The sequence below is a fragment of the Bradyrhizobium sp. 142 genome, assembly GCF_023074015.1.
Classification (GTDB): domain Bacteria; phylum Pseudomonadota; class Alphaproteobacteria; order Rhizobiales; family Xanthobacteraceae; genus Bradyrhizobium.
Window position 1 is genome coordinate 33,656 of sequence record NZ_JADPKQ010000350.1, and the last position, 15,560, is coordinate 49,215.

The 15,560-nt window shown below is 63.2% G+C and carries 16 protein-coding genes and 1 tRNA gene; 5 read left to right on the forward strand and 12 right to left on the reverse strand.

Annotation, left to right across the window (positions count from 1 at the left end; genetic code table 11):
• Nucleotides 1-147: 147 nt before the first annotated feature.
• Nucleotides 148-1,626 carry a porin gene (locus IVA82_RS32800; RefSeq protein ID WP_247387218.1) on the reverse strand — a complete coding sequence of 493 codons (1,479 nt, stop codon included), beginning with the start codon at nucleotides 1,624-1,626 and terminating at the stop codon, nucleotides 148-150.
• 401 nt (nucleotides 1,627-2,027) lie between these two features.
• On the opposite strand from IVA82_RS32800, the gene IVA82_RS32805 reads away from it, so the two are divergent.
• On the forward strand, nucleotides 2,028-2,534 hold the full coding sequence (locus tag IVA82_RS32805; RefSeq protein WP_247387217.1) for a MarR family transcriptional regulator: 507 nt from the start codon (nucleotides 2,028-2,030) through the stop codon (nucleotides 2,532-2,534).
• Between the two features lie 10 nt (nucleotides 2,535-2,544).
• On the opposite strand, the gene IVA82_RS32810 is transcribed toward IVA82_RS32805, so the two are convergent.
• The 3 genes from IVA82_RS32810 to IVA82_RS32820 form a co-directional block, all read right to left on the reverse strand.
• On the reverse strand, nucleotides 2,545-3,657 hold the full coding sequence (locus IVA82_RS32810) for an alpha/beta hydrolase (protein WP_247387216.1): 1,113 nt from the start codon (nucleotides 3,655-3,657) through the stop codon (nucleotides 2,545-2,547).
• A 253-nt stretch (nucleotides 3,658-3,910) separates the two neighbouring features.
• Nucleotides 3,911-4,882, reverse strand: coding sequence for an SDR family NAD(P)-dependent oxidoreductase (locus IVA82_RS32815; RefSeq protein WP_247387215.1), 972 nt, complete (start codon nucleotides 4,880-4,882; stop codon nucleotides 3,911-3,913).
• A gap of 146 nt (nucleotides 4,883-5,028) precedes the next feature.
• Nucleotides 5,029-5,937 carry a dihydrodipicolinate synthase family protein gene (locus IVA82_RS32820; RefSeq protein ID WP_247387214.1) on the reverse strand — a complete coding sequence of 303 codons (909 nt, stop codon included), beginning with the start codon at nucleotides 5,935-5,937 and terminating at the stop codon, nucleotides 5,029-5,031.
• A gap of 328 nt (nucleotides 5,938-6,265) precedes the next feature.
• On the opposite strand from IVA82_RS32820, the gene IVA82_RS32825 reads away from it, so the two are divergent.
• On the forward strand, nucleotides 6,266-6,505 hold the full coding sequence (locus IVA82_RS32825) for a hypothetical protein (RefSeq protein ID WP_015685698.1): 240 nt from the start codon (nucleotides 6,266-6,268) through the stop codon (nucleotides 6,503-6,505).
• A 120-nt stretch (nucleotides 6,506-6,625) separates the two neighbouring features.
• Here the strand turns inward: IVA82_RS32825 and IVA82_RS32830 are convergent, their stop codons facing one another.
• On the reverse strand, nucleotides 6,626-7,600 hold the full coding sequence (locus IVA82_RS32830; protein ID WP_247387213.1) for an alpha/beta hydrolase: 975 nt from the start codon (nucleotides 7,598-7,600) through the stop codon (nucleotides 6,626-6,628).
• A 121-nt stretch (nucleotides 7,601-7,721) separates the two neighbouring features.
• Here IVA82_RS32830 and IVA82_RS32835 point away from each other — a divergent pair, with 121 nt between their 5' ends.
• Nucleotides 7,722-8,354: a TetR/AcrR family transcriptional regulator gene (locus IVA82_RS32835; protein ID WP_247387212.1), complete on the forward strand. Its 633-nt coding sequence runs from the start codon at nucleotides 7,722-7,724 to the stop codon at nucleotides 8,352-8,354.
• 589 nt (nucleotides 8,355-8,943) lie between these two features.
• Here IVA82_RS32835 and IVA82_RS32840 read toward each other — a convergent pair.
• The 7 genes from IVA82_RS32840 to IVA82_RS32870 all read right to left on the reverse strand — a co-directional run bounded on the left by IVA82_RS32840 (nucleotide 8,944) and on the right by IVA82_RS32870 (nucleotide 13,651).
• Nucleotides 8,944-9,021, reverse strand: a tRNA-Pro gene (locus IVA82_RS32840).
• Nucleotides 9,022-9,126: 105 nt separating this feature from the next.
• Nucleotides 9,127-9,702 carry a MerR family transcriptional regulator gene (locus IVA82_RS32845; protein WP_247387211.1) on the reverse strand — a complete coding sequence of 192 codons (576 nt, stop codon included), beginning with the start codon at nucleotides 9,700-9,702 and terminating at the stop codon, nucleotides 9,127-9,129.
• Nucleotides 9,703-9,726: 24 nt separating this feature from the next.
• Nucleotides 9,727-10,068 carry an integration host factor subunit alpha gene (locus IVA82_RS32850; RefSeq protein WP_028171641.1) on the reverse strand — a complete coding sequence of 114 codons (342 nt, stop codon included), beginning with the start codon at nucleotides 10,066-10,068 and terminating at the stop codon, nucleotides 9,727-9,729.
• Nucleotides 10,069-10,201: 133 nt separating this feature from the next.
• On the reverse strand, nucleotides 10,202-11,182 hold the full coding sequence (locus tag IVA82_RS32855) for a beta-ketoacyl-ACP synthase III (protein ID WP_247387210.1): 981 nt from the start codon (nucleotides 11,180-11,182) through the stop codon (nucleotides 10,202-10,204).
• On the reverse strand, nucleotides 11,179-12,240 hold the full coding sequence (gene plsX, locus IVA82_RS32860; protein ID WP_247387209.1) for a phosphate acyltransferase PlsX: 1,062 nt from the start codon (nucleotides 12,238-12,240) through the stop codon (nucleotides 11,179-11,181). Before plsX ends, IVA82_RS32855 begins: the two co-directional genes overlap by 4 nt.
• A 299-nt stretch (nucleotides 12,241-12,539) precedes the next feature.
• Complete coding sequence (locus IVA82_RS32865; protein ID WP_148739123.1) at nucleotides 12,540-13,103, reverse strand: DUF177 domain-containing protein; 564 nt, start codon at nucleotides 13,101-13,103, stop codon at nucleotides 12,540-12,542.
• The gene (locus IVA82_RS32870) at nucleotides 13,100-13,651 is read right to left on the reverse strand and encodes a ubiquinol-cytochrome C chaperone family protein (RefSeq protein WP_247387208.1); all 552 of its coding nucleotides are present in this window, start codon (nucleotides 13,649-13,651) and stop codon (nucleotides 13,100-13,102) included. The genes IVA82_RS32865 and IVA82_RS32870 overlap by 4 nt, the downstream gene beginning before the upstream one ends.
• A 98-nt stretch (nucleotides 13,652-13,749) precedes the next feature.
• Here IVA82_RS32870 and IVA82_RS32875 point away from each other — a divergent pair, with 98 nt between their 5' ends.
• Nucleotides 13,750-14,226: an outer membrane protein assembly factor BamE gene (locus IVA82_RS32875; RefSeq protein ID WP_247387207.1), complete on the forward strand. Its 477-nt coding sequence runs from the start codon at nucleotides 13,750-13,752 to the stop codon at nucleotides 14,224-14,226.
• Between the two features lie 98 nt (nucleotides 14,227-14,324).
• A complete protein-coding gene (locus IVA82_RS32880) occupies nucleotides 14,325-15,326 on the forward strand; it encodes a tripartite tricarboxylate transporter substrate binding protein (protein ID WP_247387206.1) in 1,002 nt (333 codons plus the stop codon).
• The last annotated feature ends 234 nt before the right edge of the window (nucleotides 15,327-15,560 follow it).

A 15,560-nucleotide genomic window follows, 5' to 3' on the forward strand; every position in this document is an offset into this window, starting at 1 on the left:
AGGTAAGTAAATAAGATTGAGGCCGATCGAACCGCATGGCTCGTCTTCGTCGGCTGCACGGGCTGCCCGGATTTTCCGAAAGCCCATCTCGCAAGATACCCCGGCGGTGTCCCGCCGGGGTTCTCTGATCGATCTACGCGATCGATCTTAGAAGTTGCGCTGAGCGCGGAGGAGCATGCTGATCGAGTTCTGGTCCTTCAGCTCGTACACGGCCGCCGGCTTCGCAGCGGTGGCAATGCCCGGGCTCGCGATGGTGCCAGAGTACTTCTGGTCCAGATGCGAGTAGCTCAGGTCAGCAGTGAATGCCAGGTTCTTGACCGGAGTCCACACCGTGTTGACACCGATGACCGCGAAGTTGAAGTCCGGATTACAGGTAGCACCCGCGAGCGCGATAGCAGCGAAGTTGCCGCAGATCAGGGCCTTGCCGGCATTGCCGTACTTCAACTGGGCATAGCCGCCGTAGACGGCGCTCGCCCAGTTCGGGGTCCAGTTGTGGGTATAGCCACCACGGAGGCCCCAGGTCTTGACGGTATCGATGCCGGTACCAACGCCGAAGACGCCGTCAGAAAGACCGGCGAAACCGGTGCTCTGATACGCGCCAGCGCCGCTACCGCTGAACATGAAGAAGCTCTGCGGGAACAGGCTCTGGAAGTTGTAGCGAGTCGCGCCATCCGTGTAGACGGCCTGCAGGTTGATGTTGTCGCCCGCACCGGTCGGGATGTTCTTGATCGACAACGCTCCCTGCACAGCCCAACCCCACTTGTCGGAGGGGTGACCGGTGACTTCCGTCGCGCCGTAGTAGGCAGGATGGAGGTCATGCGCGGCAACCGAGATCTGGGCCAGACCCCAGGCCTGGTCGACGCGGACCTGACCGATGATGTCAGGAGAACGCGTGCCACCCCAAGCGTTGGCACCATAGACGCCCGTCACGAACTGAGCGGCCGTACCCGACGACACGTTCCAAAGGTTCGACTGACCGTTGTTCGCCGTCGTCTCGTCCTGCAACGCGAGTGAAGCAGTGATGCCCTGGCCGAAGTCAGCCGTGTAGGCAACCTGGTTCACGCCGTTGACGTGGTTGCTGCCGCCCGGAAGCGTATCAGGACCGCCAGCCGGATAGCTCTGCCACGGGGCATCGAAGATCGAGACCGTGCGGCCGAAGGTGAAGCCAGCGAACTGGATGAACGCATGGTAGAGGCCGAGCGAGGCGGAACCGGTTGAGAACGTCGAGGGATTGCTGCCGGTGACCGTCTGAGAATCCCAGCTGAAGATCAAATCGGCGTAGGTTCGCACCACGCCGTACTCGGTCGCCGTGCGTGTGTCGACGTTGAAGTCGAAACGAGCGCGGCCGGTATAGTAGTTGGTCAGACGGTTGTTCGATCCCGCGTTCGCGCCTTGCTGGAAATTATAGTCGCCTGCGCCGCCAAGAATCGCGTCAGCGCGCAGATAACCGCCCAGCTTGATGCAGGTATCGGTGCCCGGCATATAGTAGAATCCAGCACCATACAGCGAGCAGATCTTGACGTACTCGACCGCCTTGGCCTTGACCGGAAGATCGGCCGCCTGGGCTCCACTCACGGCGATCAGACCCGCCGCAGTGCCGAGCAATAGGCTCTTCACCATTTTCATTTAAAATCTCCAAGTTGCTCATTTTGCGGAGACCGGACCGTGAGGCCCCCAATCCCCGTCTCTTCAATCCGCTCGGCCGCTTCGCGCTTTCGGACGCACCTGCTTGAACGTGAGGAACGTGAGCGAACCACCTGCAACGGGACGATCGAGACCCCCCACCGTCACGGATCAATATGCCTGCGCCGTTCTGTTAATCAAAATAGTTTATTGGATAAGCCTTGTGGTTTCACTAAACCTGTGCCTTGGGCGCAACACCCCGGGCTGGCCAACATGCTGACGTCATCATCTTTGTAATATTACTGACAAAATTACCCTGCTCGGCACTTGCGTCAAGGCAGGCTTGCGTGAACTATGAGCTGCCAGAACGCCTGCCTGAAGAATCTGTTCACGGGAGTGACGCTGTGTCCGCGACGAGGAAAGAGGGAGCGCGCCTGCGCTCCATCGGCAATCTGGATATCATCAAGCGCTTCACCTGGGAGATATCGTCAATCAATATGTATCTCGAGGAGCTGCGCCAGTTCTGGGCCAGGACGCTCGGCATCAGCGGCCCGCAATGGCTGATCTTGATGGCAATCTCCGACCTCGACAAGGACGACGGCATCCCGGTCAACGTCGTCTCCAAGCTGCTCCACGTCGATCCCTCGTTCGTCACCACCCAGTCGAAGCTACTGGAGAAGAAGGGCCTGTTGCGCCGGCGGCCCTCGCCGACCGACGCCAGGGTGGTCCGGCTGTCCCTGACCGAGAAGACGCAAAAGCACCTGACAAGCCTCAACGAACAGTACAAGACGATCAAGGAATTCGTCTTCCAGGAGTTCGACGAGCACGAGCTGACCGAGTTCACCACCAAACTCGCGACGTTGAAAACCCGTCTCGAAAAGGCCTGCGTCCGCCTCACCCTCGACTTCTGATCCGGCCCCTCTAGGCCCGCCCGCCAGCGCCGAGCCGCGATTCGAGCCAGTCGAAGATGTATTCGTTGGCAAGGCTCGGATTGTCCGCGTGGGACTGCGCCGCGCCGGTTTCCGCCGCGGTGAACACCTTCAGCATGATCTCGGAGCTGCCGAACCGGGAGTTCTGCACGATCTTACGGGCGCGATCGGCCTTGAGCCAGCCGTCCTCACCCAGCGTAATAAGCACCGGGCAGTCGATGCTGCTTGCCATCAGTGGCGAATGCGGCACCGGAACGATGCTGACGTCGCTCATCGCGAAACGGCTGGCGAAGAAGGCGCGCTCGTGCAGGTCCCACAGGCCGCCGTCGCAGACGGCCGCGGCGAGCCGCGGCTCCTGCAACACCGCACGCGCGACGAACGAGGAGCCCCAGCCATCGGCGAGGACCCCGACGCGCTCGAAATCGACGTCGCTGCGCGTTTCCAGATAATCCATGACGCTGGCGATCGAGCTCTCGAGATCGCGGCGCTGAAGCAGTACGTCGAGATAATCGTCGCGCTGGTCGCCGAACAAGTCCAGCGCCAGCATCGAGAATCCGCGCTCGCGCGCATGCGGCGCGAGCTTGAACAGGAATTCCTCTTTACGGTGCCCGGGTTCGCCGATGCAGATCACGGTGGGCGCCCGCCCGTTCGCGGATGGCGCAGGCAGGAAATAGCCCTGCAAGTAATGGCCGTCGATCCACGGCACCGTCACGACTTCGCCCGCTGGACCGCGGGCGGCGAGGAAGCGCCGGGCGCAATCCTGCATCGCGAGCACCGCGACCCAGCGCCGCTCATCGGCCTGATCGAGCGGCATTGCGGCCGCGCCGTAGTAGTTCATCGCACGCAGCCAGTTGCGCTGCGCGGTCGCCTTGTGGCCCTCCGCGAACGCAGCCTCGGCTCGCTCGCGGCTGGCCTGTGCAAGCTTCTTCCACTCGCGATGCCAGGACAGTTCGTCGCCACGCTTCAGTTGCCGTGCGATCATCAGGCATTCGGCGATAGTGGCGCCGCCATCCTGGGCCGCGGTCAGCAGCCGCGTGAACTCAGCGGAGATGTCCTCTCTCTCCGGGCATAGGATCCAGTCGTCGGAGAGGCATGCGGGTATCATCGGGAGCTACGCTTCATCGCTGGCATTACCCTTGATTGATTAAACTATTCTGGTTCGCCAACCAAGCTGGCGTGCGCCGAATGAGACCCGTTCGAGATCACCATCGCTTGAACGCACCCATCATGTCGCATGCGTGACATTCGATTTTGTCATATGGGCACGAGCACGCGAGGGATGGCACGCAAAAATTACCAGCGCGCGTCTTGCCATGATGGACGTCATACCTATATCGGCGCGCGTTTCGCTGACAGTCTCAGCCAAGCCGCCAGCCGACCTCCTGGGTAAAACTTTCGTAGAAGGCGCGGTCATAGGCCTGTTCGGGCGTAGCGCGGACGCGCCCGTCGAGTCGCACCGCGTCCTCGCCGACCAGGATGCGCCATCGCTCGGCTTTCACGCCGTCGAGAATGATCTTCGCGGCCTGCGCAGCCGAAGTCGGCGCATCCTCGAGAAAGCTGCGGGCGCGCTCGGCGAAGACCGCCTGGATGTCATCGTCCGACATTTTGTCAGCATCTGGCACGCCGGCAGCGACCATGCGTTTGCGGGTCAGCGCGACCTCGTCGGGATTGAGGCGGTCGGACCCGTCATTGCTCTGCACCTTGCGCGAATTGGAGACGATCGAGGTGCCGATGTGACCGGGCATCACCACCGAGCACTTGACGTGCGGGGCGTGCAGGCGGAGATCGTTGATCAGCGCTTCGGTAAATCCCTTCACCGCGAACTTGGCGGAGCTGTAGGCGGTGTGGGCCTGGTTCATGCCGATAGAGGCCCAGAAGCCGTTGACACTGGCGGTGTTGACGATGTGGGCCTCGTCCGCCGCGACCAACATCGGCAGGAAGGTGCGCACGCCGAGATAGACGCCGCCCCAGCAGATGTTGAAGGTGCGCTCCCACTGCTCGCGGGTGTTGCTAAACAGGCTGCCGCCACCGCCGATGCCGGCATTGTTGAACAGAAGATGGATCCTGTCCGTGTTCTGCTGCTCGGCGAGCTCGTCGCGGAAGCGCTTGAGATGATCTTCGATCGAGACGTCCGCGACATGGGTGGTGACGCGCAGGCCCTGCGGCAGCTTCTCGGCTTCGCACAGCCGCTTGGTCTCCGCCATCGCGGCTGCCGAGACGTCGCACATCGCCACATTGCAGCCCTCGGCAACCAGCTGCCGCACGAGCTCGCGCCCCATCCCCGTGCCGCCGCCGGTGATGACGGCGATCTTTCCTGCAAAATCCTTCATGGGACTTCAGCCCCTCCCCTTGCCGGTATGTTTCTTCGTCGGGTGCGCCGGCGTGCCGGTCGCGCGCAAAATGTAGCAGCGCCGCATCCGCAGGTAAAAGCGGCTCGGCCCTGCCATGCTCAACGTCAGTTATTTCGGCTGACGCGCTATTCCGCGGCTTCGATGCGCTGTCCTCTCAAGGCGCCGAGGGCCCCCAGCGCCTTGCGGGTGGCGACCTGCTGGGCGGGCGAGGCCTCCGGCATCGGCGCGCGCGGATATGTCTTGGGCAGACCCTGGAGGGTCTGCGCGTAGCGCGTGCAGGCCGGCAGATTGTCGGCGATGATCGCGTTCCACAGCGTCAGCAGCTTCTTGTGCAGATCGAGCGCGCGCGGATGGTCGCCCGCCTTCACCGCGTCCCACAGCGCGACGGAGGCATGCGGTGCGGCGGTCAGGATCGCGGCGATCGAACCATGGGCACCGAGCGTGTAGGACGGATACATCAGGGCATCGACCGCGCTGTAGATCAGCTTGTCCGGCGCCATCATCATGAGGTCCGCGAACAGCTTGAGATCGCCCGCGCTCTGCTTGACGCCGACGACCAGCGGCACCTCTGTCATGATCCGCGTCAGCAGCGCCGGCGACAGATAGGACCACGGCACGACGTTGTAGATGATGATGGGCATGCCGGTCTCGTCGGCCATCGCGCGGAAGTGCGCCACCATCGCCTCATCGTCCGGCTTGAACAGATAATGCACCGGCGTGACCTGGAGAGCTGCAACATTCATGTCGCGCACCAGCCGGCCGCGGCGGATCGCATCACGGGTGGAGTCGACGATGATGCCGGCGATCACGGGGATGCGTCCGTTCACGGCGTCCACGGTCGCCGCGATCAGGTCGCGATATTCCTCGTGGTCGAGCGTGTGCCCCTCGCCGGTCGAGCCGCCGGCTGCAACGCCGTGAGCGCCGGCACCGATCATCCAGTCGACCTGGGGCGCCACGAGCTTGAAGTCGATCTCGCCGTCTTTCCGGAACGGCGTCGTCATCGGCGGGATCACGCCGGTCGGTCGTACTTTCATGTTCTGCCCTCGCGTTTCCATACACGTTGAAGCGGCTCCGCTCTTTTGGCGGGTGTCCACGGTCTGCAAGCCTATCGGCTATGAGGGGGTTGTGAAGGACCGTCGGCGCGGCGCTGCCCTAACGATCAAACATCCCTGCGCTCATCCCTGCCGGTTCCCCGTATTTGTCCGGCTTCGGGTTAAGGGTAATTTTTTTACAATCCGAATCGTCAAATGGAATCCGGACGCTGGGGCGAGTCGGCCAGGCCAGCGTGTTGTTTGCGTCACAGGCTCTGGCACTCCGCTTGCATCCTCTTCGTGGTCAGAAACTACCGATGAGGTGACAGGAATGTTCGTGACCGTCGTTGCCGTGCTCTGCCGGCTTAGCGCAGCCAGCTCAGGCAGTTGCGTCGAGGAAATCGTGACCGACAGCAACATGACGCCCGAGATATCGATGATGCAGTGCGCGGTCGGCGCACAGGCCCCCCTTGCGAAATGGATGGGCGAGCATCCGATTTATCACGCCAACTGGCGCCTCGAGCGCTACAAATGCGTGCCGGGTCACTACGAGATCAAGGGCCACGCCTAAGGCCCCGCAAAACTACATTATCGAGGAAACGCCCCGGGGGCTGCCTATTCCCTCCGCGCGGGCTGCACAGCGCCAGACCCATTGCGCCGGCGCGCCGTGTGACGACGATCACACCGCCCCTCAAGCCACCGCACCAAGAATCATCGCCCGTGCCTTCCGCCCTTCCGGCGTCGGCATCAACGCGTAATTGTGCGGCCGGTCGCGCAGGAGATGCAGTTCAACCGGCACGCCCGCCGCCCTCGCCCTTGCGGCGAGATCGACGCTGTCGGGATAGAGCAGATCGCGCGTCCCGGAGAAGATCAGCATCGGCGCGAGCGAGCGGAAGGCGCCGTTTAGCGGGCTGACGAAGGGATGGCCGACATCGAGCTCGCCGGCATAGAGCCGCCCCGCCGCGATGATCCCCGGAATGTCCTGGATGGGATCGCGCGCTGCGATCGTCACCTGTTCAGGGCGACTCACCGACGCATCGGCGGCGGGCGAGATCAGCACCAGCCGATTCGGCTGCCGACGTCCGCGATCGCGCAGCCACTGACATGCTGCGAGCGCGACGCCAGCGCCGGCCGAATTGCCGACCACCGTGACCTTTGCGGACCCGGCATCCTCCAGCAGCATCCGCAGCAGTTCGGCTGTCGCCGGTACGACCTCCTTGGCCGTGGCGCGCGGCGCAAGCGGATAAATCGGCACGACGCAAACGGTGCGCGCCCCGCGCGTCATCCGGCCAACGAGGCGCCAATGCGCAGCCACGATCTCGTTGATGTAACCGCCGCCATGCAGGAACATGACGTAGTTGCGCCCCTCGTAGCCGGAAGACGGCGCCGTGTAGTAGACTGGCCACCCGCCCATTTTGGTCAGGGTCACTTCGACGCCAGGGCCCAAACCGGTCGGCTCATGCGAGGCCGGCTGCAATGCCATCTTGTGCACATGCGCCTGCACGGCCTCGGCCGACGCCAGCTGCTTCTTGAACGGAAGCAGGCCCAGCAGCACGTTGAAGCAACGGCTCTGCAAGCTGGGCCCTGGATCGTCGGGCGGCGACGCATCCAGCGTCCTGCCGCCCGGGCAAAACTGCAAGGCCGACACGATCTTCGCGACGCTCATGGTCACATCCCCGACTGGCTACGAAGGCGCGGCGACAGGACGCTTGCCCGCCCGCGCCTCCTTGCGGCTATAATGCGAGCTATCACTCGCTTTTTCTACTCGCATTCGAAAGCGCCACCGCATGGCCCGCAAGCCGCCGACAAAGCCTCGGAAAAATGCCTCTCAGGAAAGGTCGCGCGCGACGGTCGACGCGCTGGTCGAAGCAACCGCTCGCGTTCTGGTCCGGGAAGGTTTTGAGAAGGCCAGCACCAACCGGATCGCCGAGGTCGCCGGCGTCAGTGTCGGCTCGCTGTACCAGTATTTCCCCGGCAAAGAGGCGCTCGTCGCCGCCGTGATCGAGCGCCACAACCAGGAGATCATGGGGCTCGTCCGCGCCGCGTTCACCGAAGTCGCGGACATGCCGATCGAGACGGCCGTGCGCGAGCTCGTCACGGTCGCGATCGAAGCCCATCGCATCGACCCAAAACTGCACCACGTGCTCGCCGAGCAGATCCCGCGCACCGGACAGCTCAAAGACGTCGAAGCCTTCAACCGCGAAGTCCACCCCCTCGTCCGCGCCTATCTCGAAAGCCGGCGCAAGGAAATGCGCAAGATCGATCCGGGGCTCGCCACCTTCATCTGCGTCAGCGCGATTGAGGCAGTGGCGCACAACACGGTTCTGAACCAGGCGGAGATGCTGTCGGATAGGATGGTGCGGATGCTAGTGGACGAGACGACGAGGATGGTGGTGGGACTCTTACGACGGACCGCCTAGCATTTCGTTGTTCGGCAAGGACTTGACGTTGGGCATTGTCGAAGACCTGCCAATCGAAAGTGGCCGGCCGGGCCACGAAATAACTTCAAGATGGATTTCGACAAGCGGCGGGTCGGACTGCAGCCGCAAGGACGGCAGGCGTTGCCGAGTTACGGGTCTACATCAAGATTACGTGCGCGAGCCTGTTTTGGGGGTTGAACCACACGCAAAAGCACCATCTATCCGGGCAAGCGGGTGAATAGCTGAGAAAGTTAAGTGATACAGTCATCAGAATGGAAAGGAATGACCGTCGCCGCGGCTGTTGCGCTCATCTCAGTATCCGTTTTGGCGGCCGACGCGGTCCTGGACCTGAACGTCAGCGGGTTCACCAAACGCCTCGAGGGCGCGCAGGCTTCCATCCTGGAAGCGGTGGGGCACCATCAGCGCACCTTCGCCGTTCGGGCGTGGGCCCGCGACAAAGCTGTTCCGGAGCAGCAGTGTCCACGCAGCTCCGGCCAATTGCGCGACGCTGGCATCGGCCCGTTCGAAAAACAGAAATCAGCTTACCGATCCGCGATTGCGCAGGAATTTGGTCCATCTCAGATGAAAATGGTCGGAGCGAGAGGATTTGAACCTCCGACCCCTAGTCTCCCAGACTAGTGCGCTAACCGGGCTGCGCCACGCTCCGAATGCCGTTCCATTAGCTAGGATCGCCGCTTTGCGCAAGGAGCGATACCAAATTGGTGTCGGCTCAAATCCACGGAACTCACCGTAAAGACGACGAAATGCGGCGTCAGCCGTCCTTCAGCGCCAAGTCCAGCATCTCCCGGCAGGCAACGAGGTCGCCGAGCACCCGTCGGAGCCGCTCCCGATCGAGGGCGCTGGGACCGGCCGGCGGTGCGGTGCCGCCCTTGCGGAAGGTGGTAAGGATTTCCTCGTCGTCGGTCTCCGAAAAGCGGAAGTCGATGCCTTCCGCTTCTTCGCCCTGGTAGTCGTCATCGTCGGTGTCGAGGGTGCCGCGGGCGCCCGTCTCTTCCTCGGGCTCCATCAGACTGTGGCCGATGGCGTCCTCGATCGCCCCGAACGAGACGGCGGCCGAGCTGTCAGCCAGGCCCTGAACCGACTTGATGCCGTGCTCTTTGAGGATCCGCTGCACCCCGCGGATGGTGTAGCCCTCCCCGTACAAGAGACGGCGGATGCCCTTGAGCAGGTCGACGTCGTCGGGGCGATAGTAGCGGCGGCCGCCGCTGCGCTTCATCGGCTTGATCTGGGCGAATCGGGTCTCCCAGAACCGCAGCACGTGCTGCGGAATGTCGAGTTCCTGCGCTACTTCGCTGATGGTGCGGAACGCATCCGGCGCCTTGTCCAAATGCAAAATCCTTTGCGAGGGCGGTTACGCCTCCGGTTGTACCTTGCTGCCGTCGCCGTTGGTGCGGTGCTGGGCGTTGATGCGCTGCTTCAGGATCGCGGACGGCTTGAACACCATCACCCGGCGCGGCGAGATCGGCACCTCGGTGCCGGTCTTCGGGTTGCGGCCGATGCGCTGACCCTTCTTTCGCACCATGAAGGAGCCGAATGAGGATAATTTCACCGTCTCGCCCTTCTCAAGGCAGTCGGTGATCTCCTTCAACACGAGTTCCACGAATGCGGACGATTCCGTGCGCGACAAGCCCACCTTCTGGTAGACGGCTTCGCACAGATCAACACGCGTTACGGTTTTGCTGGTATCGGTCATCGCCCTGCCCCACATCACGGCGAACAATTGTTGTCTGAAATTATGAGGTTACGATACTGCGGTCAACACCGCTCATCAATGCAGACGCATCGATAATCGTCGCTGATTCGGGCAAAATTTTATCGAGTGTGGCTTACCAGCGCACCAGCGCCGAACCCCAGGTGAAGCCGCCGCCCATCGCTTCCAGCAGAACCAGGTCGCCGCGCTTGATGCGGCCGTCCTTGCGTGCCGCCGACAGCGCCAATGGGATCGAGGCCGCCGAGGTGTTGCCGTGACGGTCGACCGTCAGCACCACCTTCTGCGGCGCGATATGCAGCTTGTGCGCGGAGGCGTCGATAATTCGCTTGTTGGCCTGGTGCGGCACGAACCAGTCGATGCTTTCGGCATTGAGCCCGGTCGCCTCGAAGGCGTCGACGATCACGTCGGTGATCATGCCAACCGCGTGCTTGAAGACCTCGCGGCCCTCCATGCGCAGATGACCGACAGTCTGGGTCGAAGACGGCCCGCCGTCGACGAACAACTTTGCCTTGTGCCGGCCGTCCGAGCGCAGATGCGTGGTCACCACGCCGCGATCGGTCGCAGCCTTGCCCGGCTGCTCCTGCGCTTCCAGCACCACCGCGCCGGCACCGTCGCCGAACAGCACGCAGGTGCCGCGATCGTTCCAGTCGAGGATGCGCGAGAAGGTCTCGGCGCCGATTACCAGTGCACGCTTGTAGGTGCCGGTACGCAGGAAATTGTCGGCGGTGGCGAGCGCAAACACGAAGCCCGAGCAAACCGCCTGGAGATCGAACGCCGCGCCATGATTGATGCCGAGCGCGTGCTGCACGGCAACGGCGGTTGCCGGGAACGTGTTGTCCGGCGTCGAGGTCGCGAGCAAGATCAGCTCGATAGACTGCGCGTCCACGCCGGCATCTGTGAGCGCGGCCTGCGCCGCCTTGATCGCCAGATGCGAGGTGAACTCGCCGTCGGCCGCGATGTGCCGCTCGCGAATGCCGGTGCGCTGCACGATCCACTCGTCGGACGTGTCGATGCGCGCCGCCAATTCGGCATTGGTCACCACCTGCTCCGGCAGATAGGCGCCGCAGCCCAGCACGACCGAACGAATTTTGGTCACGAAACAGCCTCCTGCGCGGTTGGCGCGGAACTAAGCGCACCTCCTTCGCGGTTGAGCATCTGATTGATCTTGTTCAGGAGATCGAATTTGACCATTTCATAGCCAACATCGATTGCATAGGCAAAGCCTTCGGCGTTGGTTCCGCCGTGGCTCTTGACCACCACTCCGTTCAATCCCAGGAACACACCGCCGTTGGACTTGTTGGGGTCCATTCTCTCACGCAGGGTCTGGAAGGCGCGGCGTGCAAAGAGATAGCCGATCCTCGACATCCAGCTCTTGCGCATCTCGTCACGGAGCAATGCCGCGATCTGCCGCGCGGTTCCCTCGGCGGCCTTGAGCGCGATGTTGCCGTTGAAGCCCTCGGTGACGATGACGTCGGCCAGCCCCTTGCTGATGCCGTCGCCCTCGACGAAGCCGATGTAGTCGAGCTGTGGCAGGTTCATCGCGCGCAGCATTTCTCCAGCCTCGCGAATCTCCTCGTGGCCCTTGATCTCCTCGACCCCGATATTGAGCAAGCCGACGGTGGGGCGAGGCTTGTTGAACAAGACGCTTGCCATCGCCGCGCCCATCACGGCCAGCGACACCAGATGGTGCGCATCGCCGCCGATGGTGGCGCCTAGGTCGAGCACGACGGTATCACCGCGCATGGTTGGCCACACCGCGGTGATTGCCGGGCGGTCGACGCCCGGCAACGTGCGCAGGTGAAAGCGTGCCATCGCCATCAGCGCGCCGGTATTGCCGGCCGAGATTGCGACATCCGCCTCGCCCTTCTTCACCGCGTCGATCGCGAGCCACATCGAGGAGGTCTTGCGGCCGCGCCGCAGCGCCTGGCTCGGCTTGTCCTCCATGCTGACGGCAACGTCGGTATGGACAATCCTGGAGGCGGCCTTCAACGCGGGGTGCTTCTCGAGCTCGGGCTCGATCTTGGCGCGGTCGCCGACCAGCACGAATTCGGTCTCGCGGTGCCTGCCGAACGAGATGGCGGCGCCTGGAATGACCACGGCGGCGCCGACATCGCCCCCCATGGCGTCAAGCGCGATGCGAACCTTACTTGGCATAAAAGTCCTGGAAACCTGGTCTGATGCGGTCGTCAACTAGCGGGACCGCGAAATGGATTCGCCATGGATATGGCGATCGGCGAAGCGCCACGCTGCGCCCCGACCGGGGCGCGACAATAGCGTTTTGTCATCCCGAAACAACCTCTTGCCCCCAGCCTTTTGCATTTGGGGCGATCCGGCTCAAGATGCCAGAATTGCGACAAAGCTAATGTAAATCAAGCGGATAAGCCAGTCTCCCAAACCATCCAGGCAAACGCTTCGCGTTCCGTCGCAGAAACGACCTCGCACAGGATGGCCGCCTATTCGTCTTTCTTCTTGTCCTGAAGCGCTTTTAGCACCGCAAACGGATGATCCCCCGGATCGGAGGTCGTGACCTCAGCCTCGAACACCGCACCGGACTTGCGCGGATAGGGATCGATCGCCAGGAACAGCGCGTCGGTGGCGAGCCGGCCAAGATCGATGATGCCGCCAACGATCGCCTCCGGCGGATCGGCAATTTCGGGCGGCTCCTCGTTATCCTGCCCCTCCTCGATCAGGTCGGCCAGCCGCCGCACCTCGGCCTCAGGCGCGAACATCAGGTCGATCTCCTCGTCGATCTCGTTCTCGATCGGATCGAGCGTCACCACGCAGGTCTGGCCGACTCGGGCCCGCGCGTAGCCCGTGACATGGACGCGGCCTCCGCTTTTCGGCGTGACGTCGAAGGCCGCCTGGGCGGACAGGATCTCGCGCAGCCCGGCGAGTTCAGCCATCGCCTGCCGCTCGGCGGCGGAAGCCTCAAGCTTGCGATGCAGGCCTGTGTCGGGGACGTGTGCGACGGTAATGGGGACCCGCCAAGGGTCTGGTCCGGCAGTGGGTCGGCTCATGGCGTGACATCCTCGGGAAGCGCCGGTGGAAACACAAAGGTGGCGTCCAGAAGCGCCGCCTCACTGGTCCGGGCCAGATCGGCCGCCGTTGCCTGGGCGTAAGCCGACAGCTGCCGCGCCTGATCCATTCCAGCACCGTTCAAGATATTCTTGCAGATGGCGGATGCCAGCGCCTCGCCGCCATCCTCCACTGCCTCGTCATAGGCCTTCGCCCGGCCGTAAAAGGCCTCGCCGAAGGCCCGCATCCGCTTCGGCACGCTTTGGTCGCCAACACCCATCTCGCGCAGATTGTCGTCCATGTCCTCGCAAAAGCGGTCGAAGAGCGCCTGTGACAGCTCCGCGCTGCCCGAAACGGTGCGCAGGCGTCGCAGCAACAGCCACAAATGCAGCAGCAAGAGGTCGAAACGCCCGTTAACCGTATCCGGCACGCTCAAGTCGCGGTAGAATATGGGTTCTCGCGCCTGCGTCACGATCATGCCATAGATGGCCTCAATGGTGCCGCGCGGGGCGAGCCGGGGTTTCCTGAAGTGATTGAACGGCCAAAGCATTGTGGTTTCCGCAAGCGGGCGCGCGCGTGTTGCATTCACAGCCTCCGCCCGGTACTTCAGCGCCTCGCGCGACGCAAGGGGACGGAATCGGTTCCGCAATGACGATAGCTAATCAAAACAGCCTGCGCGCAGACAAGCGGCGCGGCCTTCTTGCGCGCTGGCGCATGGTCGTGGCCGCAGCTGTGATCGGGACAGCGCTCGCGGGGTGCACCGGCGAACAATTCCAGAAGGGCTACATCCTGCCGGCCGGCGCGCTCGAGCAGATTCCGATCGGTGCGAGCCAGGACCAGGTGCTGATCGTGATGGGCACGCCCTCCACCGTCGCGACACTCGACGGCGAGGTGTTTTACTACATCTCGCAGCGCTCGGAGCGCATGGTGGCCTTCATGAACCAGAAGGTTGTCGACCAGCGCGTCATCGCGATCTATTTCGACAGGAACCGGCGTGTGCGCCGGCTTGCGAATTACGGCCTCCAGGACGGCAAGATCTTCGACTTCATCAGCCGGACGACGCCAACGTCGGGCCAGGAGATGAGTTACCTCACACCCATCTTCAAGCTGCTCAGCTTTAACTGAGCCTTCAGCCTGCGGCGTCGTGCCGCCCCGCGCGACTTGCCGTCGCACGTCGCCTTCCCTACGCTCGGCTGCAAAGCAAGAAGCTGGGGAGTGGATTCGTGCCCAAAACTTTGATTTCCCGTCGTCGCATACTCGCTGGCGTTGCCGGCCTTTCCGCCGCAGCCATCCTGCCGCGCACGAGTCTTGCCGACTGGAAGCCCACCGAGAACGTGCGGATCGTCGTGCCGGCCGCGGCCGGCGGCTCGACCGACGTCATGGGCCGACTGCTGGCCGCCCATCTGCAAGCCGCCTGGGGACAATCCGCCGTCGTGGAAAACCGCTCCGGCGGCGGCGGCACGATCGGCACGGCGGAGGTGGTCCGCGCCAGGCCTGACGGCCACACCATCCTGATCGGCAATCCCGGTCCGAATGCGATCGCCTACAGCATCTTCAAGAACCTGAACTACAAGCAGGACCAGCTCCAGCCGGTCTCCAACATGATCCGGATCCCGAACATCGTCTCGGCGCATCCGAAGACCGGCATCAAGTCGATCGCCGAGCTGATCGCCTTCCTCAAGGCCAACCCGGACAAGCTCAGCTACGCCTCCTCCGGGGTCGGCCAGAGCCCTCACCTCACCGGCGCCTGGTTCTTGCAGCTCACCGGGCTGAAGATGACGCACATTCCATTCCGCGGCGCCGGCCCGGCGCTCCAGGCCGCGCTGGCCGGCGACATCCAGATCCTGTTCGACAATCTCTATCCGAGCCTGCCGCAGGTGCAGAACGGCACGCTCAATGGCCTCTGCGTCACCACGCCGGAGCGCAGCGACCTCGCGCCGAACCTGCCGACCATGCGCGAGAGCGCGCCAGAACTGGCCAATTTCGACGTGTCATCATGGTTCGCCGTGTTCCTGCCGAAGGGCGTCCCCGCTCCGGTCCTCGAAGCGCTGAACCTCCAGGTCAAGGCGATGCTCGAGCGCGACGACATCAAGAAGAACATCCTCGCGATGGGCGCCCGCGCCGACTACGGCACCCCGCAGCAGTTTTCCGACTTCCTCGATGCCGAGACGAAGAAGTTCGCCGGCATCATTGCGAAGGAAGGGCTGCAGATGGACGTGCAGTAGGCGACTGCGCGAACGCTAAACCACGACCTCCGTCATTGCGAGCGCAGCGAAGCAATCCAGACTGCCTCCGCGGAAAGACACTGGATTGCTTCGCTGCGCTCGCAATGACGCGGTGAGAGACTTTCGCACCAAAACAATCGGGATAGGGGGACGCCTCGCGGCGTCGCCCCTCCCACACCACCGTACGTACGGGTCCGTATACGGCGGTTCGGTGGATTATGCGGGTCTCGCAAC